Here is a 24,045-nt window from a genome sequence, read left to right on the forward strand (position 1 = left end):
AAAAAGGGGTTTAGTTTTTTGAAAAACCCTTCTGTTTCAGGAAACAGAAGGGAATCGAATCATTCGATGATCTGATGGAGGAGTTCCGAGAGGTTCGTTGTCGGGCGTTCGCACTGGAAGTCTTGGCACAGATAAGCAGTCGGCTGTGAATCGATGAGATGATAGTCCGCGATAAAGGGGGCGACTTTTAGAAGAGTTTCTTTTTTGCCGACGAGCAACGAAAGTTCCGGCAGGCGTCGTTTATGAAGGTCTGCCAAGAACGGTTCAATCGTTTCGAGTGAATCCGTCAACACGATTAATTCTTTTGGTTCTAACCAGGTCCGGACATAGGCACTTAATAAACTCGCAAAACCGGTTGGCTGTGACTCGACTTCCAAAGCAAGTGCCGAAAAAACGTGCTGGGCAAGCTCGCGATAATCCGTTCGCCCTGTCAGCTGTGACAGACGAATGAGATTCAAGACAGCGGTGCTGTTTCCAGCCGGCTTCACACCGTCATAGACATCTTTTGGGCGTACGAGCAGCGTCTCATTCTCGACAGAAGTAAAGAAAAAGCTACCCTGCTCATCACCAAAGTCCTGAATCATTCGATCCGTCAGACGGAGTGCTTGCTGGATGTAAACGGTCTGTTGCGTCGTTTGATGCAATTCCAGATAGGCTTCCGTCAAAAAACTGTAGTCGTCAAGAAACCCATTTCCCTGGATGTGACCTTCCCGATAACGAACACGCAGCCGATCGTCATCCATCAGATGGGTCTCGAGGAAGGTCAAAGCGCGTAGCGCGACATCGGTGTAGTGGTGGTTATCAAACACCCGTCCTGCCTTCGCATAGGCGGAAATCATCAAAGCGTTCCAAGCTGTCAGGATTTTGTCATCTCGAAATGGACGGACGCGTTGAATGCGGACGTGGAGTAAGGTCTGTCGTTCTTGTTCGAGTTGGAACAATGTTTTCTGAACGGTACGTCCGATATCGTCCGCAAATTGTTGAACGGATTGATTGGTCCGTCGAAAGACATTGCGGCCGTCAAAGTTCCCTTGCGGCGTAACTTGATAAAACTGTGGGAAAAGGGCGTCTTCGCCAAGGGCATCCAGGAGCTCGTCATAGGTAAACGTATAAAACGTCCCTTCACGACCTTCGCTGTCCGCATCTTCTGCAGAGTAAAAGGCACCATCCGGAGACAACAAATCGCGTTCGATGTACGTAAACACTTCTTCCGCATACTGTTTGAAGCGTTCACGACCGGACACTTGATATGTCTCGATGCATGACGTCGCAAATAAAGCATTGTCATACAACATTTTTTCGAAGTGGGGAATGTCCCATCGTTCATCGACCGTATATCGACAAAGACCAAAACCGACATGATCGGTAATTCCACCATCGCGCATTGCCGTCAGCGTCCGCATGACCATCTGCAAAGCCGTTTCATCTTCTGCGAACCGGTAGTAATCAAGCAGGAATGTCAGCAGTGAAGGAGACGGGAACTTCGGTGCTTCGCCAAATCCTCCATTTTGGACATCAAACTGACGCATCGCTTGATCAAATGTGTCATGGATCAGTGTTTCATTTAATTGACCTGTTGTGTTGGCGGACGTCACATCCGTCAATGCTTGAATGATTTCGTTACCAACACGTTTGATTTTTTCCGGATCCGTCCGGTAATGTTCACTCAGTTGCAAGATGACTTGGCGAAAGCTGGGACGGTTGAATTGAGGTGTCTTCGGAAAATAGGTCCCGATGTAAAACGGAGACTGATCAGGTGACAGAAAAACGCTTAGGGGCCAACCGCCTTGTCCGTTCATCAGTTGTGCTGCCGTCATGTAAATCTGATCGATATCCGGACGTTCTTCACGATCGACTTTAATCGAGACGAAGCGTTCGTTGAGCATACGTGCCGTCTCTTCATCCTCAAAACTTTCATGCGCCAGGACATGGCACCAGTGGCAGGTCGAATAACCAATCGATAAGAAGATCGGCTTGTTCGTCGCTCGGGCGATGGAGAACGCTTCTTCTCCCCACGGATACCAGTCAACCGGATTCGTAGCATGTTGAAGCAAGTACGGACTCTTTTCATGGATCAATCGGTTCGTCATCATCTGTCTAAAACCTCTTTTCTTCTATAATAATGTCGTTAGGAACAGCGTTCACTTAACGATACCGATTTTTTTAAGACGAATCAACGTAGAGCCGATTTCGTAGAAATAGATATTCCCAGAAAAAGATTGACTTTATAAAATAAAATGTGATATATTAAATTTTGTCATGAATCGGGGATGATCACTCATGTGAGAATCCATCACTAAAATACACAATTTAATAATCAGGTCAGGATTTTTAGACCTTACTGACAAATGAGTCAGACATAAGTCATCGCTTTTATTTTGTCCTTCTTCTGTTCTTTTAGAAGAAGTTGACCCAGCAAGATAAACCTTCCATTCGATACTTTTCAGCTCATTCCGAGCGAAATTCTAAAAATCCCAGTAAATACGCAACCCAACGCGTAACTTGATTCTTGCTAAAACGCTTGATTCAGCTGGCGCGGCCAAGGAGCCGTAACAACGAAAGAGAGGTAGGGCTTTCGTCGTTTCAGGTGTTTTGATCACCTGTATCCTCGATTCTCATGACACCTAAAAAACAGACACGCTGAGAAGGCGTTTTTTTTATGTCTTTTTTTAATCCTTTTAACAGACAAGAGAATTGAGATGACACGTAAAGGCGAATGATTATTTTTTGTAAGCGTTAACAATTAATTCTTTTACGAATATTAGGGTCTTTTTTTACATAAAACATACACTGTTAGCAAATATATCTGATAATATAAAGAAGTGTCAGAAAATTCATAGGGGGTCAACATCATGAAGAACGGCAGTACGTTTGGGAAGTGGGCATTGGTCGGAGCGTTAACAGCAGGAATTCTTCCACAAGCAGGAATCACGGTCGGGGCAGAAGGCGAAGGCGTCATCTTGTCCGAGTACATAGAAGGATCGAGTAACAACAAAGCGATCGAGATTTATAATGGTTCGGGGCAAATCATTAACTTAGCCGATTATACGCTTGTTCAATATACGAATGGTGGACCAACGGAAGCAAAAATCACGCTTTCAGGGACGATTGATCCGGGCAAAACGTTTGTCATCGCGAACTCAAGTGCCAATGCAGACATTAAAGGGAAAGCACAACAAACAACAGGATCATTGAACTTTAACGGAAATGATCCGGTCGCCTTGAAAAAAGGCGATGTCGTCCTCGACATCATCGGACCGGTCGGATCAAGTACCGACTTTGCAAAAGATACGACACTTGTCCGCAAGACCAACGTGACAGCAGGATCAAAAACGTACGAGCCGTCGCAGTGGACAAGCTTACCGGTCGATACGCTGACGGACCTTGGGAAACATGCTGCAGAAGCGGGTGACATCGTCGTTGCACCAACGGCCTCACCGGTCGGAGAAGTGGAACGTGGCGATCAAGTCACGTTGACAGGTGAAGGAACAATTCACTACACGATCGACGGTTCGATACCAACGGCAGAAAGTCCGGTTTACTCAGGACCGATCACGATCAATGACGCACTGACGATTCAGGCGATTGTCGTCAAAGATGGCAAAACGTCTTCCGTATCAACATTCAAATACTACATCGCTCCGCCAATCACGAAAATCAGCAACATTCAAGGCGTCGCACATACGTCTCCATACGCGGATCAACTCGTGCGGACGACAGGTGTCGTTACGTATATCGTCGATGCAAACAACTTCTACATGCAGGACCCGAATCCGGATAACAACAGTAAAACATCAGAAGGTGTCTTGGTTTATGCGAAAAACCATGGTGCAGCAATCGGACAAATGGTCGCGACGACAGGTTACGTCAAGGAATGGTTGCTTGGCGGATACAGTGACAAATTCGATACGGATCTTGCCGTTACAGAAATCAGTACGGTCAATCTCGTCAAGGGTGCCTTGAATACAGGATTGCCAGCAAGTATCGTTCTCGGGGAAAATGGTGTCTTGATTCCGACGCAAGTCGTCGATAATGATTCGTTTGCTGAATTCGATCCAGCTGAAGATGCAATCGATTTATATGAAAGTGTCGAAGGCATGCGCGTCGCACTTCCGAACGCCATCGTCACGGGACCACAAGCGAACCGGACGATTCCAGTACGGACACAGACGGCGAGCAAGGACTACACGAAACGTGGAACACCGATCTTAACGGCAGATAACGTCAACCCGGAGCGCCTGTTTGTTGAAATGGGTAGCAGCTCATACCGGGCGAAATCGGGCGACCGTTTTGAAGGAACGATTGAAGGCGTCATGAGTTATAACTATTCGGCATACAAAGTTCTTGCCAAAGCAGTGGATTTACCGACATTGATTACGAGTGAAGTCGATCGTCAGCCAACGAATATCGAAACAGGTGATTCACGTCTGACAGTCGCCTCATACAATGTAGAGAACTTTGCCTCGACAGCAGATGCCGGAAAAGTCGACCGGGTTTCAGAAGGTATCGCAACATTCCTGAAAACACCGGACATTGTCGGTTTGACAGAAATGCAAGACAATGACGGCGCGACAGACAGCGGCACGGTCGATGCCTCGAAGTCGTTCGAGACTCTGATCGCCGCAATCGAAGCGAAGACCGGTGTCCGTTACGCGTATACCGATATCGCACCGGAAGATAAAAAAGATGGCGGACAGCCGGGTGGAAACATCCGCGTCGGTTTCTTGTACAATCCGGCACGTGTTTCGCTTGCGCCAGGTGAAAAAGGGACAGCAACGGAAGCAGTCTCGGTTGAGAATGGTAAAGTGACGAAAAATCCGGGACGTATTCAACCAACGGATCCAAACTTCACAAGTTCACGGAAACCGCTTGTCGGAGAGTTCATCTTTAAAGGTGAGTCGTATCATATCATTGCCAATCACTTTAACTCTAAAGGTGGAGACGGAGCAGACTTTGGTAAAAATCAGCCACCTGTCCGTAAAAGTGAAGTCCAACGTCATGCGATTGCCAAAATCGTGCAAGATTTCGTCAATGAACTCGAAACAGAAGTCAAAGAAGCGAACGTCGTCGTTCTTGGTGACTTAAATGACTTCCAGTTCTCAAAAACACTTGATATCCTCAAAAGCGATAACTTATGGAACACGGTGGACGATCTTCCAAAATCAGAACGTTACTCATACGTCTATAACGGAAATGCCCAAGTGCTCGACCACATCTTGATTTCAAAAAATCTAAAACCGTATACGTCTTCTGATATCGTTAACATCAACTCCGATTATATGGAAGCGGACGGTAGTGCGAGTGACCATGACCCGGCAATCATCTCGATTCAAGGAATGGAAAGTGCTGTTGCGGTCAACGGAAAAGCGGAAATTGGAAAATGGCGTGCCGTTCAAAAAGGAAAACATATCTTCATTGAACGTCAACTTGCTGGGAAGTGGGATAAAGCGAGTGAAACGCATGCTGATCAACAAGGGGATCTACTTGAATTACGTGTCTCCCAAGGTCGCCCGTACATCCAAGTGAAAACGAAAAAAGGAAAAACGATCTGGCTCGAATTATCAAATGGTTATAAATTAAAAGAAACAACGAAATACTGATAGCAAAATAAAAAAAGCGGACTTAATTGTCCGCTTCAGATTGTAGACAAACCCTCATTTCAACGTTGAAATGAGGGTTTGTCTTATGTAGTCGTATAAAACGGTGTGAAAAACAAGGATTCCCACCGGAATCCCATGACCAGTTCGCTAATTTTTTGAGGTTCAGGGCACTAAAAGTAAGCATCGCTTGTAGCGTTGTTTTTTTCAGACCCCGATATCGGGCCCAACGCATGCCATGCTTTTCTTTTGCGTCTGCGAAGACACGTTCGATGCTAGGTCTGCCGTTATTTTCACAATACAGTTTCTCTACTAAAGGATAGATGAATTCAAAGTCCATGACTTGATTCACTTTTCGAACAAGATGGTCCTGCGGGACCAGTTGTTCCAATGTGATGGTGTTGGTCTCTTTTTACCATCATAATGATTCCTCCTCTTTCGAATATCTATGCTAGTTTTATACCCGGAAGCGTGAAAGAAAAAGCGTTTTTTCGCGCAAAATCGCTTCCTAGGGAAAAACAAGCAGGAGCGACCCAGCAGCGCAGCGATGCGGCGCGATGCTTGTCCCAGGAAAACGATTTGAAGCGAACAAAAAAAGCGGTTCTTCTCAATCAAGAGAAAAACCACTACTTTGTCTTCAGTCTGAAGCGGACTTAATTGTCCGCTTTTTTGTCTGTTTGGATAAAAAGTGAGAAAAAAGACAGCAAACTGATGGAAAGAGTAAGTAGTAAAGCGAGGTGTAACGGGATGGAACGGAACATGTACATGAAGTGGATAATGATCAGCAAAAGGATGATGGCAAGACCAGGAATAAATTGTTTGCGTAATAAATGACCGACACCCGGCACAAGCAGTTCAAAACCAAACCGCTGACTGATATGGACTTCTTCATGGGCATTGGCGATACTGAACGAAACGGTCAGTAAAACTAAAATCATCCATCCGGAAAACAAATACTGCTGGATTGGCAAAAACGTAATCGATTCGTAAATAAAATAAAGTAGGATCATGGCATACTCCTTTGGAAGTAGATATTATATAGAATTTCCTTATTTTTTCCTTACGAGTTCTAATGATAGCGAGGGTTTTCGGGAACGGCAACAACATTTAAAGGGAATAAAAATAAAAGAATGTTCACACATTTTAACAACAGGGAAAGAATAGTTTATTTTATGTATGATAATGGTATGAGAATGTGATGAACAAAGACGTCAGACCTCTTTTACATAGAAAGTCAGAAATGTGTCGAAAGTGTGAAGGGGAATACGGAATCGTGTGATTTCACTTGAAACGATAGCTTAGGCTGTTCGAACGGACTCGTTTCTTTTAAAATTAGGGTAATGGAACAAATGAGGAGGCAGACACATGAAAAAGTGGTTAGTGCTTGGAGTAGCGGCAGTCGCTTTCTTTAGTTACGAAAACACCCCCATGGAACAGGCGGAGGCGGACTACCCGAAAAGCGGGGGAACGCTGATTGATCGATATACGAGTGAATACCCGGGTTATGACTGGGAAGTGAGGCGAACAGCGTCTGAAGAGTTTGTGGCGCTGACAAAAGACGGTAAAGATTACGGGAAGTACCGTTCGAAAAACGGTGTGACGACGCAAGGAGCCGTCCTGAATAAAGATACGGAAGCGACGCTTGCGAAAAAAGGCTGGAAAGCCGTCAAATCGTACCGGAAGGGGAATACAAATTATTTGTTGAACCTCGATCATGCTGCCGTCTATGAAAAAAAGGACCGGTATGTCACGTACTTCTTTGATCAGCACGACGGCAATAAGGTCAAAGCGACACTTGCCATCCCGAAAGACGTGGAAGCGAAAAAAAGTGGTTTCTATGGAACGGCTTCGAGTGCGTTACGGACAACGGATGAGAAATTGATGTTGCGCCTGATGAACTGGGACCGTGCTGATTATAAACGCGGGACACTTGCACCCTATCAGGCGTTAAAGCCGGTTACGCGTGCGCACAGTGAGAACATGGCAAAAAATAATTTCTTCTCCCATACGGATCCACAAGGACGCGACCCGTTTGATCGGATGAAAGCAAAAGGGATCCGTTTCTCGACAGCTGGAGAAAATCTGTCGATGGGATATCCAAATGTCTTTGCAGCACACTGGGGTTTGATGAACTCGAAAGGACACCGCGACAACATCATGAACAATGATTTCAAGCAGGCGGATGTCGGTGTGGCTTTCCGTGACAACTCACCGTACTTTACGATTAATTTCCGGACACCGTTGAAGTGAAATTTAAAACCAAGCAGTACTCTTAGCCTCAATTTTGCGAAAGCAGGATTGAGGTTTTTTTGATGAGAAGAATACTGTCCTGTTTGCTGTCCCGTCTTTTTCCACTCGCTTTTCTCGGGCGGAACGCAAGCCGTGGTCATCTGTTCGATGACCGGGTCTCGCCTGTTCCTGACGGAAGCGAAGCTTCCTTTTCCCGTAGAAGTCGAGCGGAAGCCGTGACGTCAGATTCACTATAATTGCTTCACTCAAAAACCCTCTCCATCATTTCCATCCTTGAAAAAGGACGTGGAGAGATGTAGAGGGTTTTTATGAGGCATTCATGAATCGATCGGAAAACTTAGATTATTTTGCCCAATCCGGTTTACTGAATCCTTTGAATGACTTTTCAATGACGGCATTAAAGTCATCCGATTTGACGACAGCCGTCAATTCTTTCGCCAGTTGTTTATCTGCATTGGACGTTTTGATGGCGACCAGGTTACGATACTGCTCATCCATTTTTTCGAGTGCCAACGCATCGAGTAAATCAAATTTCGCTGCTAACGCGAAGTTGCCCGGAACGGCAGAAATATCAACACTCTCAATGGCACGCGGTAATTGGGCAGCCTCGAGTGGCTTGATGACAAGTTTCTTTGGATTCTTGACGATATCTTTTTCAGAGACCGTCAATGGATCCACATCGGCTTTCAGTTCAATCCAACCTTGTTCAGCGAGCAGGTTCAGTGCCCGGGCCTGGTTCGTCGGATCGTTTGGTGTTGCGACTTCTGCGCCTGTCTTGACGTCATCAAGCGACTTATAGGATTTACTGTATAAGCCCATCGGTGCCGTCGGAACAGTGATCAGCCCTTTAAGATCGAGGTTCTTTTCCTTCGCGAACGTCTTCAGATAGATCGAGTGTTGGAACAAGTTCGCGTCGATGTCGCCGCTGCCGAGCGCGATGTTCGGCTGGATATAATCGCTGAATTCAACGATTTCGACTTTATAGCCTTTCTTTTCAAGACCAGGCTGAATCGCTTCTTTGACCATGTCACTGTAAGGACCGCTCGTCGCACCAATCTTGATGGATTTGGTTTCTTCTTTCGCACTGCTGTCACCGCAACCGGCAAGAATCCCGGCTCCCAGTAATCCTGTTGCTAAAAAGGCATATCGTTTTTTCATATTCATTATCTCCTTTAAATTTCTCTATTTTAGTTACCGTTTGTCGGCACGACGGGCCAGTTGATTGCCGAGTCCTTGAATGCTTTGGACGATGACGACGAGCACGATGATCGTCACAATCATGACGACGTTATCGTACCGGTAATAACCGAAGCGGATGGCGAGGTCACCGACACCACCGCCGCCGACGATGCCAGCCATGGCAGAAAAGCCGATCAAGCTGATCGTCGTCAACGTCACTGCTTGGATGATCCCGGGAAGGGCTTCCGGTAACAGGGCGCTGATGATGATACGAAACGGTGTTGCGCCACACGCCTCAGCAGCTTCGATTAAGCCCGGTGGAATCTCACGGAGTGAGGTCTCGACGAGTCGGGCGAGGAACGGAATGGCAGCAACACTTAAGCTGACAGAAGCGGCCGTCGGTCCGATCGTATTATTGAGTAACAGTTGCGTCAGCGGAATCAAGGCGACGAGTAAGATAATGAACGGTAACGAACGTACGATATTGACGAAAAAGTCTATGATGCTTCGAACGAAGATGTTTTGGAAAAACAGTCCCCGATCGGTGATGAACAGAAAAATTCCCAGTGGAATCCCGATGATGAGGGCGAAACCAAGTGAAATTCCGACCATCAGGGCCGTTTCGCCTAACGCTTTGAGTAAGTCGGGTAACATCGTTTGGATCCGATCAAGCCACATCTTGAATCACCTCAAGTGTGTGGAGTTGTTCTTCAAGCCAAGTGAGCGCCCGGTTGACATGAAGCGTCGGACCGGTCAGGCTGACGATCAAGACCCCGAAGGCGACGTTCTGGATATAATCGACCTTGCCGTGAAGGATGCTGACCGAGATATCAAACTGTTTGATCGCTTCCGATAACGTACTTTCACCGGTCTTCTCACCTGTGAATTGCAGGCGGATGATTTTACCGGGTGTCGTTCGGAGTATCCGTTCCGGCAACTCGATTTGAAGCGCCGTATCGACGTAATGTTTCGTGACGGCATGTGTCGGTTGGCTAAATATGTCGTAGGTCTTTGCAACTTCGACGACTTCACCGTGCGCCATGACGGCAACACGATGGCAAATCTGTTTAACGACTTCGATTTCATGTGTGATCAAAATGATCGTCAAGCCAAGTCGTTCATTCAAATCCTTGAGAAGGTCGAGGATTTGTAAGGTCGTGACAGGATCCAGTGCCGAGGTCGCTTCGTCACATAACAGGACACTCGGATTGTTGGCAAGCGCTCGGGCAATCCCGACACGTTGCTTTTGACCACCACTGAGTTGGCTCGGAAAATTCGTTTCGAATCCTTCCAGTCCGACAAGAGCGACGAGTTCCTTGATCCGGTTTGGAAACTCACTACCTTTGACGCCAGCTGCTTTTAAGGCGAACCCAATGTTGTCGGAAACATTCCGCGATTGAATCAATTGGAAATGTTGAAAGATCATCCCGATCTTTAGGCGCAACTCCCTTAGGCTGCCTTTTGAGAGGTCGGATAGTTTGATTCCCGATACTTTGACCGTTCCTTGTGTCGGTGTTTCGAGTCCGTTGATTAAACGGAGTAACGTACTTTTTCCGGCACCGGATTCACCGATGATGCCAAAGATTTCTCCTTGCTGAATCGTTAAGTTGACGTCACGCAGGGCGAAAATCGGTGTCCGGTCCCGTACGAACCGTTTGGTGATGCCTTTGAATTCAATCATCTGTTGTTTCCTCCCTATACAAAAAAATCGCCTTTTTCCAGTTAAGAGCAACCAGAAAAAAGCGACGAAGTGTAAGATTTCGTAACTTATCTCTCAGAATGAAACATTCTGTAGGATGTGGCACCGTTCCTTAAAGGTGGTTGCCGGACGTCGTTGGGCCTAATCCCTCGGTCGCTCTCGATAAGTAGTTATGCTGTTGGGATTTACTTTAACGGAAATCATTCCCATCTGTCAAACGTTTTTTCAGAATTATTCCGCAACGGCTTGCTGAAACAGATTGAGCTGACCAATCCGTTCGGCGGCTTCGACCAATCGTTCGGCGTCGGCAATCAAGCTGATACGGACGTAGCCTTCGCCATATTCACCGAAGAAATGTCCCGGTGTGACGGCGACATGTGCCTCGTCCAGCAAGTGGTCGGTAAAGCTTTGTGACGTAAAGCCGGACGGGACCGGCAACCAGACGAAGAACGAACCACCAGGAATCGGTCCGTCCCATCCGATGTTTTGTAATTTACCGAACAAGGCATCGCGACGGGCTTCATACAGTGTACTCAGCTCACGGACGCACGTCTGATCACTGGAGAGGGCGACGGTCGCTGCGTGCTGGATGGGTGTGAAGGCACTGACGTATAAGTGTTCCTGGTACGTTTCGATACTTGAGATGACGGATGGATTCCCGATCGCAAAGGCGATGCGGAAGCCGGACATGTTGAAGCGTTTGGATAACGAAAAGAGTTCGATTCCGACGTCTTTCGCTCCTTCGGTCTGGAGGAAACTTCGGGTCGGACCATCAAAACTAATGCCGCCGTATGCCAAGTCATGGACGACACAAATGTCGTTCGCGTCAGCGAAGGCGACCGTCTGTTCAAAGGCTTCCGCCGTCGCCGTCGCACCGGTCGGATTGCTCGGGTAGTTGAGGAACAACATCCGCGCCCGTTCGACATCCGTCGTATCGAGTAACGTGTAGTCAGGTAAAAAAGCATTTTCCGCAAGGAGCGGTAATGTGATCGGATAAGCACCTGCTAATGCCGCGCCGGACAGGTAGTCGGGGTAACCGGGATCGGGAACAATGACACCTTCACCCGGATTGACAATCGTTTGCGGCAAGGCGACGATGCCGGCTTTACTGCCGAGCACAATGGCGACCTCAGAAGCAGGATCGATCGTCACACCGAACTCGGATTGATAAAAATCGGCTACGGCCTGCTTCAGGAAATCATGGCCACGAAATGGGGGATACTGTAGGTTGGTCGAGTCGTCAATCGCCTCCTTCAAGGCATCCAAAATATGTACAGGTGTCGTTTGGTCCGGGGTTCCTTGACCAAGTGTGATGACATCGTGGCCGGCTGCTTTGACGGCACCAATCCGCTGAGCGAGTTCAGCAAAGACCGGAGTGGGCAGCCGATCAATCGCGATCGATGGGGCGAAATGTTTCATCTGTTTTCCTCCTTGTTAGGTATTGTCGTCAAGGATAGCGAATTTTCAGTCAAAAGAAAAGGGTTTTTTCAAAAAGAAAAACACAGGACTTTTAAAAGGGGATGTTCCCTCAAAAGTCCTGCGGTGAAAATTATTTTGAGAATACGCCGGATAAGGTGGAAAATGAAAGCTTCGATGTATCGGTCAGCACAAGATCCGCTGCGCTTAAAATATCTGCGTCACCAATGGCGATTGCGCGCATTCCAGCGCTCTTGATAGCCTCAACACCAGCAGAGGCATCCTCAATTCCGAGGCAATCTGTTGGAGCGACGCCGATAGCTGTTGCTGCCTTTAAAAATACCTCTGGATGAGGTTTAGACTTTTCGACTGTCTCTGCATCGACGATATGATCGAAATAGTGATCGACCTCAAGTCGTTCTGAGACAAACTGTGCATTTTTAGAAGCGGAAGCCATTGCGATTTTGATCTTGTTTTGACGCAAATCCTTCAGTAAATCGATGATTCCGGGAAGAACATCCTGTGGCGTCAAATGTTGAATGGACTCAACATAATAACGGTTTTTCTTTTCGGCCAGAGCCAATTTTTCAGCTTCAGAATACCGGTTATTTGCTTGTCCGAGTGAAAGGATACGCTCAAGCGAGTCCATGCGGTTAACGCCTTTAAGTGTCTCGTTGAATTGACGGTCGAACGGGATAGAGAGTTCCTGTCCGAGTTGTTGCCAAGCCAGAAAATGATGTTCGGCAGAGTCTGTGATGACGCCATCTAAATCAAAGATGACGGCCTGTGGATAAGGTGTAGACATAAAAGTTCCTCCTTACTTATCTCCACCGATTCGTAATCCTTGCATGAAATACCGGTTGAGTAAGATGTATAGAATGATGATTGGAATGATCGAGACGACGGACGCTGCCATGATGTAATTCCATTGGGTGGCGTTTTGACTTTGGAACGATTGAAGACCAAGCGTTAACGTATATTTTTCTGGCGACGTGATGTAAAGCAAGGGCTTCATGAATTCGTTCCAGAAACCAAGGAAAATGAAGATAGCCTGAGTAGCAACGGCAGGACGCGCCATCGGAAAGACGATTTTCCAGAACGTCTGGAAACGATTTAATCCATCGACTTGAGCGGCTTCCTCGATTTCCTTCGGGAAGTTGATGAAAAATTGTCGCATCATAAAGATATATGCGAAGTTGATGGCACCTGGCAAGATAAGGGCAGAATAAGAATCAAGTAACCCAAGTGATTTCATGATGAGGTAATTCGGAATCAGCAGAATCTGTCCGGGAACCATCATGACGGCAAGAATGAGTAAAAACCAGTAATTTCGACCGGCAAAACGAAGACGTGCCAGTGAGTAACCAGCCATTGTGTTAAAGATGACGTTCAAGATGGTTCCGGTCGTTGCGACGATGAACGTGTTCATGACCCATTTCGGAAAGAGTGGATCACGGGTAAAGATATAAGCAAAATTATCGAGGGTCGGCTTTTCGGGAAGTAGATTCAATCCGCCGGATACGATTTCTGCATAAGGTTTAAACGCAGCAAGAACTGCCCACAAAAAGGGATACAGCGTCACGAGTCCGTAAAGGATAAGGACGCAATACAGTAAAACACGGGGCCATTTTTTCGGTTTCATATTCGGACCTCCTTAGTAATGAGACTCTTCTTTATTTAACCGTCGGGCAATCATCGAGACGGTGAAAATGACAATCGTCAACAAGATGGCAAGAGCTGATGCATATCCCATCGTTCCGAGCGTCTTGAACGCATACTGGTAAATCAATAAGGAGAACGTCAGTGTCGCGTTATTCGGACCGCCCGATCCGCCGGAGATGATATAGGCTTGGTCAAATAGTTGGAAACAGCCGATCAATCCCATTAAAATCACGTAGTTTGTAATCGGAGCAAGGTTTGGAACTGTGATTTTCGTCAGTTTTTGCCAAGCGTTTGCTCCGTCTAAATCGGCTGCTTCGTACAGTGATTTCGGAATGTCTTGAAGCCCTGCTAAATAAATCGTCATGTAGTAGGGGACGGTTGCCCAAATGTTCATGACCATGATTGAGGCAAGGGCAAATTGTGTTTCATTCACGAAGTTAATCGGTTCCGGTAAGATACCGACTGAAACCAGTGCATTGTTGACAGGACCGTTTAAGCTGAACAGAAACATGAAAATCATCGTTAAGGCGGAGCTTGATGTCAACGTCGGTAAAAAATAAATGGTTCTAAAAGTATTTTGAAAACGAATACCTGAATTGAGAACCGCCGCCATAATCAGGGCGATGATGGTTTGGATCGGAACGACAAAGGCGACGTATCGAACCGTATTTTTGAGTGCAATCCAGACACGTTCATCCTGTAAGGCGTTCGAATAATTCGTTAGACCGGTGAACTCAAAACTGACACCGCCAAATAGATTAACCCGTGTAAAGGAAAGGAATAAGGAATAGCCAATCGGAATCAATGTAAAGACCAGCATGATAAAAATCGTTGGCAACATGAACGTATAACCCTGTAAACTTTCGCCTTTACGTGCCCGTTCTTTTTTGGGTTTCGGGGGGCGGCTGGTTGGAACAACGGGTTGCTGATTAGAATGAGGAACACTTGTCATAGGAAAGCTCCTTTCAAGTTGCGAGTAAGAAGAAAACGCCCAACCTCCAAATTGGTCAGGTGAGCGTTCTCGTTGATCACTTATTCAACTGTGTCTTGATATCTTTATTGGCAGTCTTTTCGGCTTTTTTCATCGCCTCTTCTAACGATATTTCGCCTTTTAAAGCGGCAGGAAACTGATTGTTATATTCCCGGGCAATAATGGAAAGTGTGTCGCCTTTTTGCCAAGGTGTCGCATATGCTCCAGCTTTAACGAACGGGGCTTTGATTGGATCCTCTTCAAGTTTCATCTCGTTTGCGACAGATTGAAGGGATGGCAATGTTCCGGCACCGTCTGCCCAAATTGTCATTCCTTCTTTTCCGGCGGCGTATTTAATGAATTCCCACGATGCCGCTTTGAATTTTGTTTGAGCATTCATCGAATAACTGACCGTAAACATCATCGAACCATTTTTGTCATTGATGGTTGGTGTTTCTTTTGTACCAAATTTCACGTCTTTGAAGTTTTGTTTTAAATGAGCAACCGCCCAGTTTCCTTCGATCATCAAAGCTGCTTTTTGTGCGCCGAATGAGTCGCCTGCCCATCCTTGACCTAAATCTGCCGGACGGCGAATCAGTCCTTCTTTATACGCGTCAACGATTGGTTGCAGTTGCTCGATTTGAGCCGAGTTACTTAAGACGGCATACCCTTTATCGTCCGTAATAGCTGTTCCGCTTGCTTCCATCACGAAGAGATGGCGTGCCAATTCCGAAGTCGTAATGGCTGGTGATACTCCTTTTGGAAGCTTGTCTTTTAACTCAGAAAGAAAGGCCGGCCAATCTTCTGATTTTGTCGGAATGTCGTCTGGTGAAACACCAGCATCTTTAAGTAATGCTTCGTTGTAGTACACACCAAGTGTTGAGTAGTCTTTCGGCAATCCGTACTGCTTTCCATCTTCCGCTGTGAAGGCTTTATAGGCAGGAGCGTAGTAGTCTTCTTTTTTAAAATCTTTTGTCTGCTTCATATAGTCATCGAGTGGTGCGAGGACGCCTTGCTTAGACAGTTCAGGAGAAAGGAAGGCATCTACGTAAAATACGTCAGGTGCTGTTCCGCCGACTAAATCGGTTTGAAGTTGTGTCTGATAATCGTTATAGATTTTTTTCTTCACTTTAATCCCGGTTTGTTTGGTGAAGTCCTTCAGCATCTTATCCCAAGTCGTAACCTCTGCTTCAGTTCCTTTCCAAGAGCCGACGGTAATCGTTTGTCCTTTTAGCTCGCTTGGATCAGACGATACTTCAGCTTTGTCGTCCTCAGTCGACGAACAGGCTGCCAATAACACAGAAGTCGTTGCCAGTAATGCCAATGCGGGTTTCCAAGTTTTCATAAGAAATTCCTCCTCGTTCCGAAACGTTTTGTAAAAACCGATATTTCTAAGGGATATGAGAATCCGTGCTTTCTATGCAAAATAAACGTAAGACTCAAACCTGTATAGAAAACGCTTTCATCTCTCGGAAGTATCATACTACTTAAACGTTTCGGATGGCAAGTGTTTTTAGTTTTTTTACATTTCTGTTTATATATTCGTTGATATTGCACTCTTTAAACGTAATAAAGTAATATGAATATAAACGACGTAAATCGATGAATGATTGATTTGCCAAAACGTTTTGAGTAGGAGGGGTAAAGAGTTGGCTACATTAAAAGATATTGCCCGCGAAACGGGTTTTTCTGTTACGACGGTATCCCGTGCGTTAAATGGTTATTTTGACGTGAGTGAAGGAACGCGAACAAAGATTGAACAGACCGCCAAGAGACTTGGGTACAGTCCGAACATCATTGCACGTAGTCTTGTCACAAAACAATCGAAGACGATCGGATTCATCGTGACGGATTTGAAACGTGAGAGCATCAAAGATAATTTCATGTATGAGACGTTATGTGGCGTGTCGGACACGCTAGCTTCGACGACCTATGAGTTCGTTGTTTTGAGTACCTCGACAGCGAAACAAAAAAACAAAACCTATCGTCAAATTTGTGCCGAACGTCAATTGGACGGTGTCGTCATTCAAGGATTGAAAATCGAAGATCCTTATTTGATCGAAGCGATGGACAGTGATACACCCTGTGTCTTAATTGACATTCCGATTGAGGGTGAAAAAGCAGCTTATGTCACTTCCAACCAATTTGAGAGCGCAAAGCAGGCGGTTAAGTATCTAAGGCGGATGGGACATGAGAAGATTGCTTATATGAATGGTTCTGAGCATGCCCATGTCAGTCAGATTCGAAAAAAAGCATACGAAGAGGCCCTGCACGAAACAGGAGTTGAACTTGATCCGACATTGGTTGTCAACGGGGATTTTGAAGAAGAAATGGCAAGGCGTGCTGCCTTACATTTACTGTTGAATCGGTCAGACGTCTCGGCATTTTTTTGCGCGAGTGATGTGATGGCACTTGGTGTCATGCAGGCAGCTAAAGAGTTGGGGATTCAGATTCCGAAGGATTTATCTGTAATTGGTTTTGATAATATCTTACTTTCACGTTATATCACCCCTAAGTTGACGACGATTTCCCAACAACCATATGAAATGGGAAGTGCTGCGGCTGAGATGTTAATTCAATTGATTGAAGGTCATGACGGAGAACGGCAGATTGAACTGAAAAATGAATTGATTTTACGCGAATCAACTAGCAATCGATGAGTGAGTTAGATACCAGATATAAATAAGGGATGTTCCTGTTGAGGAGCATCCCTTTGCTTATGGTCATGTCTCGTTATCAATTGAACGGATGGCGAGTAAAGCGAAAGTGGCGATGCTTGCCCAGTAAAGAAGTGACATGAATCCGATTTGGAAACCGAAAAGATCAAGTAATGTCTTGATGAGAATGGGCAGTGTTACACCGTAAGCTGTTAGCGTCCAAGCTTGGCGGTAAGTGATGTCGTGCATCCGTTTGAAGCTGCGACCTGCCAGCGCAAGAAGGCTGATGAGGACGATGTGAACGAACAATTGCAACATAAAATCGACATACAGATAGATGGGTGCGAACCATTTTAATTGCTGGTCGAGAACGGCTGCTCTTTTAAGCACTTGATCATACGTGAACTCGCCGTTTTTAACGAACGGAGCCTCGGAATAACGGTTAGATTGGAGCGGATAACCTTTTCGTCCGTAAGACCAGGTGTCCTCTTCAAGAAGCAGGATGTTCTCATAACGAAGGTTTTCGAAGGATTGATCAGAACCGATGACGATCAAAGAATTGATCTGACTTAACAAAATAACATCCGATTTTGCTGTCACTAATTTTCCGTTTGCCACATGCAACTGTGTCTCTTTTATCGTCGGAGAGATTGGTTCGGATTGACGTGTTGAAAAAAAGACAGTCAGTGCAAAACACAAGACCAAAAGGCTGAACAGGTAAAAAATCGTTTTCCAGATCGATTGATTCCGCCAAATCGTAGCTTTTTTTGCCTGAAAAGTTACGGAAATCAACCACTGATCAAGAAGATTCATAAATTCACGTCCTTTTTCTGAAACGTTTAAGTATATATTCGGATTATACATGGTTAGACCCTCAAAATGTCAATGTTAAAAAGAATGATTGCTTTGCCGAAACGTTTCGGATAAAATGAAATCGACTTATAAAGTAAGCGCTTTATTATTTTCGAATTGAAAGGATGATCGGATTGACGACTGAAATCATGAACTATTCGACCGGACAAGCAGAATATAAAAATTGGTGTGTGGCAGAAGAGCGGTTTGACTCACAGTTTTTAGGAAAAGCGGAAGCGATTTTTTCATTAGGGAACGGGTACATGGGAGCACGTTCGACAACGGAGGAGCGATATGTCGGAGAAGTCCGGAATACATTCGTTGCAGGAACGTTTAATCGATTTGCAGAAAATGAAGTGACTGAGTTACCGAATGTTGCGGATGTGATCGCGATGGAATTTTTCTTAAACGGTACACGATTTGACTTAACACTTGGAAAAATTCATCACTATAAACGCCAGTTGGATTTAAAGCGTGCCGAGTTAGTACGGGAAGTTGACTGGGAAGCGCCGACAGGGGAGCGGTACGTATTGGAATTCAGACGATTCATTTCGTTAGCTGATCGTCACTTGGTTGGACAACGTATTACGATCACGCCTTTACAAGAGGCGGCCTTAAGAGTGATCTCCGGTATCAACGGACAGGTCACGAACAGCGGAGTCCAGCATTTTATTGAGGGTGAAAAACGTTTGTATGAAGAGGTGTATCTTCAACAAGTCCAAAAGACATCAGAATCAAAAATTGACTTTGTATTGAATACGACCCATCGTTTCATGAAACAAGATACACCGGTCCAAGTGAAAGGGTTAATCCAAATGGACCGCAGAAAAATTGTTTATGATTTTAAACAAATTGCTCTGCAGGCAAACGAGCCGTTTGTCATTGAAAAGCTCTCAACGATTCATACGAGCCGTGATAATGATCAACGGCAAGCAGACTACACGCTGGAGTCGTTGCGCGAGGAGAGTCTGACCGAATTAAAAGAAGCAGCGGCGGCAGGATATGAAACCAAATTCCATCAGCATACTGCGGAGTGGGATCAACGTATTTGGTCCGCACTGGATATTGAAATCGAGGGAGACGGCGGTTTTGATCAGTTGGCCATTCGTTTTGCGCAATACCACATGACGGTGATGACGCCTGCTCATGACCACCGAATGAACATCGGTGCAAAAGGTTTGTCGGGTGAAGGATATAAAGGGCACACGTTTTGGGATACGGAAATCTTCCTGTTGCCGTACTTCATCTACACCCAACCAAAAGTGGCGAAGAGTCTACTGGAATACCGTTATCAAACATTACCGGGGGCACATCGGAAAGCGCTTGAGAATGGATATGAAGGAGCGATGTTCCCTTGGGAATCTGCCTGGCTTGAGGATGGAGAGGTCACGCCAGTTTATGGAGCGGCGGATATCGTAACGGGAACGGCGACCAAGATTTGGTCAGGATTCATCGAGCAACATATCACATCAGATGTTGCTTTCGCGACGTGGCAATATTATCAAATCACGGGTGATGAAACGTTCATGGAAGAGTCCGGATATGAACTCATTCTAGACACTGCGAAGTTCTGGGCTTCGCGTCTGGAGTGGAATGATGCAGCAAAACAGTATCATATTAATCAAGTCATCGGACCGGATGAGTACAAAGAACACGTAAATAACAATGCGTTTACGAACTATACAGCCCATTGGAACATTCGAAAAGCGATGGAGTACAAAACGGCACTCGAACAGACGAAGCCGGCACTTTATGCACGTCTTGATGAAAAAATGAATTTAGCGAAAGCTTTTGCGAAATGGGAAGAGTGTATACCACTTCTTTATTTACCGGTAATTCGAGAAGACGGGGTGTTACCACAAGACGATACCTATCTCTCTAAAGAAATCATTGATTTGACGAAATATAAACAGCAAACACATGTCGGTTCGCTGTTCGAAGATTACAACCTAGAGCAGGTGAATGAGATTCAAGTTTCGAAGCAAGCGGATGTCATGATTTTATTTTACTTGCTTGAAGATTTATTTGACCAAAAAACCAAGCAGGCGAACTGGTCTTACTACGAACCGAAGACACTTCATGACTCATCACTCAGTCTTTCGACACACTGTGTGTTAGCAAGCGACATGGGGGAAACAGACCTTGCATATGATCTGTTTAGTCGCGCAGCCCGAATCGACCTTGGTCCGAACATGAAAACAAGCGATCATGGCATTCATGCCGCCTCATTGGGTGGCATTTGGCAAAGTGTCGTCAACGGATTTGGTGGTGTCCGGATGTTGAACGGTCAACTTCGGATCAATCCGAGATTGCCGAAGGCCTGGGATCGCCTTGCTTTTCCGATTCATTGGCAGGGAGAGCGGCTCGAATGTACGGTGACACGAGATACGCTCAACATCAAGCAAGTGACGGGAGGACAGCCGGTCTCCTTTACGCATGATGGAAACCTTTATACAATCGAGCGGGAGATTCAACTGCCGTTACAACAACAGGTCAGTGAAACGCGATGACATATCGACCAATCTACCATTTCACTGCGCCGAGTGGCTGGATCAATGATCCGAACGGACTCAGCCAATGGAACGGTGTTTATCATTTGTTTTATCAATGTCATCCCCATTCCACTTTTTGGGATGACATGCATTGGGGTCACGCGATATCGCGTGATCTTTTGCACTGGGAGCATAAGCCGATTGCGTTGTTTCCGGATCAACCGTATGACCGAGGTGGCGTTTTCTCAGGAAGTGCAGTCGTTGTCGAAGATGAACTCTGGTTATACTACACAGGAAACCAATGGATCGATCAAGAACAGGATCAATTGATTCAAGTGCAGTGCCTCGCTCGGACAACGGATGGCGAACGATTTGAGAAAGCGACAGTGAATCCCGTTTTGGCGTCGCCGCCTGAAAATATGAGTCCTCACTGGCGTGACCCGAAAGTTTGGTTTCAGGAAAATTATTTTTGGATGGTGCTCGGAAGTAAAGATGAATCTAGCGGACAAGTACTGTTGTATCGATCAATGGACGGGAAAGAATGGCAATATCGCGGTGTTTTAGCACGAGATCCCCGTCTCGGTTATATGTGGGAATGTCCGGATCTGTTTTCTTGTAACGGCGTTGACATCTTGCTGTTTTCGCCCCAAGGCATCGAAGCGAAACAAGAGCGGTATCAAAATCTGCATCAATGTGGTTATGTCACCGGTCAACTCGATCTTGAACAGACGAGTTTTTCGCATGGTGCGTTTTGGGAGTTGGATCTGGGACATGATTTTTATGCGGCGCAGACCTTTCAAGATGAAAAGGGCAGACGGATTTTGATCGGCTGGCTATCGATGTGGGAGGCGGATTTTAAGGAGCGGGCAGAGGGGTTTGCGGGAATGATGACTTTGCCGCGTGAACTCACGTTTGAAGAAGGACAACTGTATATGAGACCGGTTCAAGAATGTGAAACACTACGGTCCAAGACAGTAATGGACGAAATTTTTTCGGGGAATTTACGGCTGGTTACTCCAATCGGATTTGAACTTTGCATTACAGGCAATCGACTGCCTGGTACATCGCTTAGCCTATTCCTTGGTTCTTCTTTTGAAATCAGATGGGATGATGAAGGAATAAGTATGAAGCGAATAGGGGAAACATGTGAAGAAGAGCGAATAAGTAAACGAGTGGTGACATCGATGGACGAAAGACTATTTGTTGATGCCTCCTCGGTGGAATTATTTTCTGAGGATGGACGTACCGTATTCAGCAGCCGTTTTTATTCAACTGAAGAACGTGTTCTTCAAGTAGAGTCTGCCGATCAAGTATCTGACATCAGAATGTGCATGTATGAATTAAAGCAAACCATGTAAACATAGAGGAGGAAACCGGATGAATCGAACCTGGTGGAAAGAAGCTGTTGTCTATCAAGTGTATTGGCGCAGTTTTAAGGACTCGAATGGAGACGGGATGGGGGATTTGCGTGGTGTGATCGAAAAAATGGATTACATCGCGTCGCTCGGTGTTGATGTCATCTGGTTGAACCCCTGTTATACATCACCCGATATCGATAACGGATACGATATTGCGGATTATTACACGATCATGGAAAAAGCGGGAACGATGTCCGACTTGGAAAAGTTAATCGCTGCAGCCCATGACCGGGGATTGAAGCTGATTCTTGATTTGGTCGTCAACCACACGAGTGATAAACACGCATGGTTCAAGGATGCGCGAAGTGGCAAGTCGAGCGAAAAGGCGGACTGGTACATTTGGCAGGATGGGGTAAAAGGGACACCGCCGAATAACTGGCGCTCCTACTTTGCACCGAGCCCCTGGACGTGGGATGAGACGCGCGAACAATATTATTTCCACTCGTTTGCATCCGAACAGCCGGACTTGAACTGGGAGAACCGAGACGTGCGCCAAGCTGTTTATACGATGATGCGGTGGTGGGCAGATAAAGGAATTGACGGCTTCCGGATGGACGTCATCAATTTGATTAAGAAACGAGCGACGTTTGATGATGTGGAAAACCCACTCGATTTGTCTTACTTAGGCAATCAGCCGGGTGTCCATGACTTTTTACAAGAAATGCACCAAGAAGTCCTTGCCGGAACGGATCTCTTTACGGTAGGTGAGATTCCATTCGTCGGACCGGAAGATGGTTTACTGTATGTCGGGGAAGACCGGAACGAACTACGGACACTGTTTCATTTCGAAGTGGCGGATGACATGGAGACGATGGACTTACCGCGGTTTAAACAAATTCAAAAACGATGGTATGAAGCGTTGTATCCGCACGGTGTAGCGTCCCAGTTCCTGAACAATCATGACCATACCCGTCAGGTGACGCGGTTCGGGAGCGAACGGTATCGGATTGAAAGTGCGAAGTTACTCGGACTGATGTTGCACACGTTACCCGGCATTCCGTATATCTATCAAGGCGAAGAAATCGGGATGACCGGTATCCGGTTTTCTGATCCAGATGCCTATCAGGACGTTGCCTTTCGGAATCAGTATGCAGAACGCATTGCAGCTGGAGAATCACCCGGTACGGTCCTGTCTTCGATGCAGATGCGGGCACGGGATAATTCACGGACACCGATGCAGTGGAATGCGAACAAAGCGGCAGGATTTACGGAGTCCAATTATCCTTGGATGACGGTCAATCCGAACTACCTCGACATCAATGTGGAGGCAGCGGAACAAGATCAAAACTCGGTTCTCGTTTTTTACCGCACCTTGATTGCCTTGCGGAAAACACATCCTGTCATGGTGTACGGTGTCTATCGTGATTTAGCGATTCAAGATCCGTATTTGTATGTTTATGAGCGGGAACTCGACGGTGTGACATGGCGGATCATCTTGAATCTTCATGATGAGGCGGTCACGACGACACTTTCTTTACCAAAGGAACAGCTCGTGTTGTCGAATTATGAAACCGGTGACACGGTACAGTTAGCACCGTATGAAGCCCGGTTGTATCAATACTAAGAAAACGATAGGACAAAACGAGGCTGGGGCATAACTCAGTTTCGTATACGCCATCACGCTTCTCTCACGCGCTTTCCTCAGGCGAGACACAAGTCAAACGATCTGCCCGTTCGGACAGATCGCCAGGTCTTGTTTGTCTCTGACAGCGCAAGTCATCTTGCGCTTTTTCCTGTAGGAGTCGCGTGATTTCGTCTTAAAAGAAAAATGTCACGGAAACATGAATGAACTGCACCCCAACTGGTAGATACTTTAAAAAAAGTGTCTACCAGTTAGGGTGCAGTCCAGATGA

At 46.1% G+C, this 24,045-nt stretch carries 18 protein-coding genes and 1 riboswitch; of the genes, 6 read left to right on the forward strand and 12 right to left on the reverse strand.

Annotation, left to right across the window (positions count from 1 at the left end):
* Positions 1-59 precede the first annotated feature (59 nt).
* Positions 60-2,093, reverse strand: a complete 2,034-nt coding sequence (locus KNQ13_RS05740) for a thioredoxin domain-containing protein (protein ID WP_209548160.1) — start codon at positions 2,091-2,093, stop codon at positions 60-62.
* 759 nt (positions 2,094-2,852) lie between these two features.
* On the opposite strand from KNQ13_RS05740, the gene KNQ13_RS05745 reads away from it, so the two are divergent.
* A complete protein-coding gene (locus tag KNQ13_RS05745; protein WP_209548159.1) occupies positions 2,853-5,600 on the forward strand; it encodes a chitobiase/beta-hexosaminidase C-terminal domain-containing protein in 2,748 nt (915 codons plus the stop codon).
* A 22-nt stretch (positions 5,601-5,622) separates the two neighbouring features.
* Here the strand turns inward: KNQ13_RS05745 and KNQ13_RS15955 are convergent, their stop codons facing one another.
* Entirely contained in the window at positions 5,623-5,988 is a 366-nt protein-coding gene (locus KNQ13_RS15955; RefSeq protein ID WP_483297465.1) for a transposase, read from the reverse strand.
* 262 nt (positions 5,989-6,250) lie between these two features.
* Positions 6,251-6,607 (reverse strand): hypothetical protein, encoded by a 357-nt coding sequence (locus KNQ13_RS05755; protein WP_209548157.1) that lies wholly within the window; start codon positions 6,605-6,607, stop codon positions 6,251-6,253.
* Positions 6,608-6,962: 355 nt separating this feature from the next.
* On the opposite strand from KNQ13_RS05755, the gene KNQ13_RS05760 reads away from it, so the two are divergent.
* Positions 6,963-7,847, forward strand: coding sequence for a CAP domain-containing protein (locus tag KNQ13_RS05760; RefSeq protein ID WP_209548156.1), 885 nt, complete (start codon positions 6,963-6,965; stop codon positions 7,845-7,847).
* A 342-nt stretch (positions 7,848-8,189) separates the two neighbouring features.
* Here the strand turns inward: KNQ13_RS05760 and KNQ13_RS05765 are convergent, their stop codons facing one another.
* From KNQ13_RS05765 to KNQ13_RS05800, 8 genes are all read right to left on the reverse strand, one after another.
* Entirely contained in the window at positions 8,190-9,005 is an 816-nt protein-coding gene (locus tag KNQ13_RS05765) for a MetQ/NlpA family ABC transporter substrate-binding protein (RefSeq protein WP_209548154.1), read from the reverse strand.
* 33 nt (positions 9,006-9,038) lie between these two features.
* A complete protein-coding gene (locus tag KNQ13_RS05770; protein ID WP_209548153.1) occupies positions 9,039-9,704 on the reverse strand; it encodes a methionine ABC transporter permease in 666 nt (221 codons plus the stop codon).
* Positions 9,694-10,707, reverse strand: coding sequence for a methionine ABC transporter ATP-binding protein (locus KNQ13_RS05775; RefSeq protein ID WP_209548152.1), 1,014 nt, complete (start codon positions 10,705-10,707; stop codon positions 9,694-9,696). Before KNQ13_RS05775 ends, KNQ13_RS05770 begins: the two co-directional genes overlap by 11 nt.
* Positions 10,708-10,790: 83 nt before the next feature.
* Positions 10,791-10,894, reverse strand: a riboswitch (SAM riboswitch).
* A 62-nt stretch (positions 10,895-10,956) separates the two neighbouring features.
* Complete coding sequence (locus KNQ13_RS05780; RefSeq protein WP_209548151.1) at positions 10,957-12,144, reverse strand: aminotransferase class I/II-fold pyridoxal phosphate-dependent enzyme; 1,188 nt, start codon at positions 12,142-12,144, stop codon at positions 10,957-10,959.
* A 130-nt stretch (positions 12,145-12,274) separates the two neighbouring features.
* Positions 12,275-12,946: a beta-phosphoglucomutase gene (gene pgmB / locus KNQ13_RS05785; RefSeq protein ID WP_209548150.1), complete on the reverse strand. Its 672-nt coding sequence runs from the start codon at positions 12,944-12,946 to the stop codon at positions 12,275-12,277.
* Positions 12,947-12,958: 12 nt separating this feature from the next.
* Positions 12,959-13,783, reverse strand: a complete 825-nt coding sequence (locus KNQ13_RS05790) for a carbohydrate ABC transporter permease (protein WP_028105685.1) — start codon at positions 13,781-13,783, stop codon at positions 12,959-12,961.
* A 12-nt stretch (positions 13,784-13,795) separates the two neighbouring features.
* Positions 13,796-14,755, reverse strand: coding sequence for a carbohydrate ABC transporter permease (locus KNQ13_RS05795; protein WP_209548149.1), 960 nt, complete (start codon positions 14,753-14,755; stop codon positions 13,796-13,798).
* A 76-nt stretch (positions 14,756-14,831) separates the two neighbouring features.
* Complete coding sequence (locus KNQ13_RS05800; RefSeq protein WP_209548148.1) at positions 14,832-16,118, reverse strand: ABC transporter substrate-binding protein; 1,287 nt, start codon at positions 16,116-16,118, stop codon at positions 14,832-14,834.
* A 304-nt stretch (positions 16,119-16,422) separates the two neighbouring features.
* Here KNQ13_RS05800 and KNQ13_RS05805 point away from each other — a divergent pair, with 304 nt between their 5' ends.
* The gene (locus KNQ13_RS05805; RefSeq protein WP_209548147.1) at positions 16,423-17,433 is read left to right on the forward strand and encodes a LacI family DNA-binding transcriptional regulator; all 1,011 of its coding nucleotides are present in this window, start codon (positions 16,423-16,425) and stop codon (positions 17,431-17,433) included.
* A gap of 63 nt (positions 17,434-17,496) precedes the next feature.
* Here the strand turns inward: KNQ13_RS05805 and KNQ13_RS05810 are convergent, their stop codons facing one another.
* Complete coding sequence (locus KNQ13_RS05810; protein WP_209548146.1) at positions 17,497-18,243, reverse strand: DUF1189 family protein; 747 nt, start codon at positions 18,241-18,243, stop codon at positions 17,497-17,499.
* A 164-nt stretch (positions 18,244-18,407) separates the two neighbouring features.
* Between KNQ13_RS05810 and KNQ13_RS05815 the strand changes: the two genes are divergently transcribed.
* Genes KNQ13_RS05815 through KNQ13_RS05825 form a run of 3 tightly spaced genes read left to right on the forward strand, consistent with a single transcriptional unit; the run spans position 18,408 to position 23,756 of the window.
* Complete coding sequence (locus KNQ13_RS05815) at positions 18,408-20,792, forward strand: glycoside hydrolase family 65 protein (RefSeq protein WP_483297466.1); 2,385 nt, start codon at positions 18,408-18,410, stop codon at positions 20,790-20,792.
* Positions 20,789-22,132, forward strand: coding sequence for a glycoside hydrolase family 32 protein (locus tag KNQ13_RS05820; RefSeq protein WP_209548145.1), 1,344 nt, complete (start codon positions 20,789-20,791; stop codon positions 22,130-22,132). Before KNQ13_RS05815 ends, KNQ13_RS05820 begins: the two co-directional genes overlap by 4 nt.
* Positions 22,133-22,151: 19 nt before the next feature.
* Entirely contained in the window at positions 22,152-23,756 is a 1,605-nt protein-coding gene (locus KNQ13_RS05825) for an alpha-glucosidase (RefSeq protein WP_209548144.1), read from the forward strand.
* The last annotated feature ends 289 nt before the right edge of the window (positions 23,757-24,045 follow it).

The organism is Exiguobacterium sp. s128 (genome assembly GCF_018618815.1).
Classification (GTDB): Bacteria; Bacillota; Bacilli; order Exiguobacteriales; family Exiguobacteriaceae; genus Exiguobacterium_A; species Exiguobacterium_A antarcticum.

What these genes read in the sequence shown, in the direction of transcription:
- KNQ13_RS05770 (WP_209548153.1), bottom strand. Translation starts at nt 9,704, where the DNA reads ATGTGGCTTGATCGGATCCAAACGATGTTACCCGACTTACTCAAAGCG.
- KNQ13_RS05740 (WP_209548160.1), bottom strand. Translation starts at nt 2,093, where the DNA reads ATGATGACGAACCGATTGATCCATGAAAAGAGTCCGTACTTGCTTCAA.
- KNQ13_RS05825 (WP_209548144.1), top strand. Translation starts at nt 22,152, where the DNA reads ATGAATCGAACCTGGTGGAAAGAAGCTGTTGTCTATCAAGTGTATTGG.
- KNQ13_RS05765 (WP_209548154.1), bottom strand. Translation starts at nt 9,005, where the DNA reads ATGAAAAAACGATATGCCTTTTTAGCAACAGGATTACTGGGAGCCGGG.
- KNQ13_RS05810 (WP_209548146.1), bottom strand. Translation starts at nt 18,243, where the DNA reads ATGAATCTTCTTGATCAGTGGTTGATTTCCGTAACTTTTCAGGCAAAA.
- KNQ13_RS05755 (WP_209548157.1), bottom strand. Translation starts at nt 6,607, where the DNA reads ATGATCCTACTTTATTTTATTTACGAATCGATTACGTTTTTGCCAATC.
- KNQ13_RS05820 (WP_209548145.1), top strand. Translation starts at nt 20,789, where the DNA reads ATGACATATCGACCAATCTACCATTTCACTGCGCCGAGTGGCTGGATC.
- KNQ13_RS05800 (WP_209548148.1), bottom strand. Translation starts at nt 16,118, where the DNA reads ATGAAAACTTGGAAACCCGCATTGGCATTACTGGCAACGACTTCTGTG.
- KNQ13_RS05780 (WP_209548151.1), bottom strand. Translation starts at nt 12,144, where the DNA reads ATGAAACATTTCGCCCCATCGATCGCGATTGATCGGCTGCCCACTCCG.
- pgmB (WP_209548150.1), bottom strand. Translation starts at nt 12,946, where the DNA reads ATGTCTACACCTTATCCACAGGCCGTCATCTTTGATTTAGATGGCGTC.
- KNQ13_RS05745 (WP_209548159.1), top strand. Translation starts at nt 2,853, where the DNA reads ATGAAGAACGGCAGTACGTTTGGGAAGTGGGCATTGGTCGGAGCGTTA.
- KNQ13_RS05760 (WP_209548156.1), top strand. Translation starts at nt 6,963, where the DNA reads ATGAAAAAGTGGTTAGTGCTTGGAGTAGCGGCAGTCGCTTTCTTTAGT.
- KNQ13_RS05795 (WP_209548149.1), bottom strand. Translation starts at nt 14,755, where the DNA reads ATGACAAGTGTTCCTCATTCTAATCAGCAACCCGTTGTTCCAACCAGC.
- KNQ13_RS05790 (WP_028105685.1), bottom strand. Translation starts at nt 13,783, where the DNA reads ATGAAACCGAAAAAATGGCCCCGTGTTTTACTGTATTGCGTCCTTATC.
- KNQ13_RS05775 (WP_209548152.1), bottom strand. Translation starts at nt 10,707, where the DNA reads ATGATTGAATTCAAAGGCATCACCAAACGGTTCGTACGGGACCGGACA.
- KNQ13_RS05815 (WP_483297466.1), top strand. Translation starts at nt 18,408, where the DNA reads ATGATCGGATTGACGACTGAAATCATGAACTATTCGACCGGACAAGCA.